At 67.1% G+C, this 2,184-nt stretch carries 1 protein-coding gene and 1 pseudogene; one reads left to right on the top strand and one right to left on the bottom strand.

Going from position 1 to position 2,184, the window contains the following annotated elements; all coding sequences use genetic code 11:
* Window positions 1–326 precede the first annotated feature (326 nt).
* Window positions 327–1,976: an AMP-binding protein gene (locus G6026_RS14595; protein WP_182613607.1), complete on the top strand. Its 1,650-nt coding sequence runs from the start codon at window positions 327–329 to the stop codon at window positions 1,974–1,976.
* Between the two features lie 9 nt (window positions 1,977–1,985).
* On the opposite strand, the pseudogene G6026_RS14590 reads toward G6026_RS14595, so the two are convergent.
* A pseudogene (locus G6026_RS14590) lies at window positions 1,986–2,184 on the bottom strand (hypothetical protein); the annotation flags it as partial.

Below are 2,184 nucleotides of genomic sequence, written 5' to 3'. Positions count from 1 at the left end.
TGCGGCCCGACGGTCGGTCCGCCTCCGGGGCGGCGGATCGGCGACCGTCCACCGGGACCGCCCCCGTCCGCGTGGCGTGGGGCAGCATCAGGCCCCCGTCGTAGGGCGCGCCGCTGTGCGGGGACCGCCGTGAACTCATGTCCAAAATGTAGGCGCTCACGGGCGCGGGGTCACGAGAAACCGCGTTCGCGGAGCGAAGTATAGCTAGAACCCGTTCTACTAATTGAGGGTCTGGCCTGATCAGGGTGCCGTCTGGACATGAGAACAAGTTCAGGTCACAATGTGAGGACAGCCACATTTTGACTGACCTCGCGAAGGATTCCGCCATGACCGAAGCTGCTGACCACTCGACCGATCCGCTCGCCGGCACCAATCCGGAGATGAACCAGGCCGCGGTGTTCGAGGCCGTCGTCGACACGATCCCGGACAACCCGTTGCTGACCATGGACGGTGTCGAGTACTCCTATCGCCAGATCGACGAACTCGCCAACCGGATGGGCCACCTGCTGCGTGCTCACGGTGCGGAGCCACGCAGCCACGTCGCCCTCTACATGAAGAACAGCACCGCACACATGGCGGCCATCCTCGGGTGCATGAAGATCCGGGTGGCCGGGATCAACGTCAACTTCAGGTACACCCCGCCGGAGCTGGTCTACCTGTTCAACGACTCCAAGTCGATCGCCGTGCTGGTCGACGCCGAGTTCGCCGAGACCATGGCCGCCGCGATCCCGGACCTCGAGACCGTCCGCACGGTCATCGTGTTCGGCGGTGTCCCGGAGGTCCTGGCCTCGGCGTGCGCCGCCAAGGGCCTCACCGTTGTCGACGGGGACACCGAATGGCCGGCGCAGTCGGCGGAGCGGGACTTCGAGCCCGTCCGTGGCGACGACCACTGGATCGTCTACACCGGTGGCACCACCGGCTTCCCCAAGGGCGTGCAGTGGCACATGTCGGACTATTTCTACGCGTGCCTGTCGGGCGGGAACCCTTACGGCGACAAGCGGCACAGCCCCGCCGAGGTGGCCGAGAACATCTCGCCCGACGGGGGGTTGAAGGTGGTCATCTCCGCGCCACTCATGCACGGGGCGGGCCTGTTCACACTGCTGACCTTCGTCAATCTGGGCGGCCACCTCATCATGTTCCGGGAGTTCGACGCCGCGGAGATCGTCCGGGCCACGGCGGAGCACAAGGCCCACATCCTCATGTTCGTGGGTGACGGCATGGCGGTGCCGCTGACGGACGAGCTGGTCAACGCCACCGAGACCATGGACTTCAGCACGCTGTTCATGATGGCCTCCGGCGGCGGCATCTGGTCCAAGTCCAGTCGCGAGCGGGTGCTCGAGGTGCTGCCCAACATCATCATCCGCGACAACTTCGGTGCCTCCGAGGCCGGTAACGACGGCGAGCTGGGGATGAACGAATCCGGTGAGATGACCATCCCGGCCAGCCCGAAGCTCGGCGTGGTCGACGAGGACTTCCGGCCCATCGCGCCGGGCTCGGACGAGGTCGGCTACATCGTCCGCCGCGGTCACCTGCCCGTCGGCTACTGGAACGACCCGGAGAAGACCGCCAAGACCTTCCCCGTGGTCGACGGTCGACGCGTCTCGATACTGGGGGACATGGGCCAGATCCGCGAGGACGGCACGATCGTGTTCCTCGGCCGCGGGTCGGGATGCATCAACACCGGCGGGGAGAAGGTCTTCCCGGAGGAGGTCGAGCAGGCGATCAAGGCCCACCCGGCCGTACACGACGCGCTGGTCGCCGGGACGCCGGATCCGCGCTACGGGCAGAAGGTCGCCGCCGTGGTCTCGTTCCGCGAAGGGCAGTCGGTCGGGCAGGACGAGCTGTCGGAGTTCCTGCGGCAGTCCCTGGCGAACTACAAGGTCCCCAAGGTGATCGTCGACGTGCCCGAGATCCGCCGGTCGCCCGCGGGCAAGGCCGACTACAAGTGGGCCAAGGACCAGCTGCCCGTGAGCTGACGAGAAGCGCTAGTCCGTCGCGAGGATCCGCTCGACCGCGCCCAGCGGGACCCCCATCCAGCTGGGCCGGTTGCGCGACTCGTACACCACCTCGTAGACGGCCTTGTCCAAGGTGTACGCCCGCAGGAGCGCGCCGGTCTCGCGCGGGTCGGACTCGCTGACCTCGGCGTACCCGGCGCAGAACGCGTCGACGTTGCGATCCCGCCAC

This window comes from Dietzia sp. DQ11-38-2, assembly GCF_014145055.1.
Classification (GTDB): Bacteria; Actinomycetota; Actinomycetes; order Mycobacteriales; family Mycobacteriaceae; genus Dietzia.
The sequence above is the reverse complement of the archived record's forward strand: the minus strand, read 5'-3'. Positions and strand labels throughout refer to the sequence as shown.

What these genes read in the sequence shown, in the direction of transcription:
- G6026_RS14595 (WP_182613607.1), top strand. Translation starts at nt 327, where the DNA reads ATGACCGAAGCTGCTGACCACTCGACCGATCCGCTCGCCGGCACCAAT.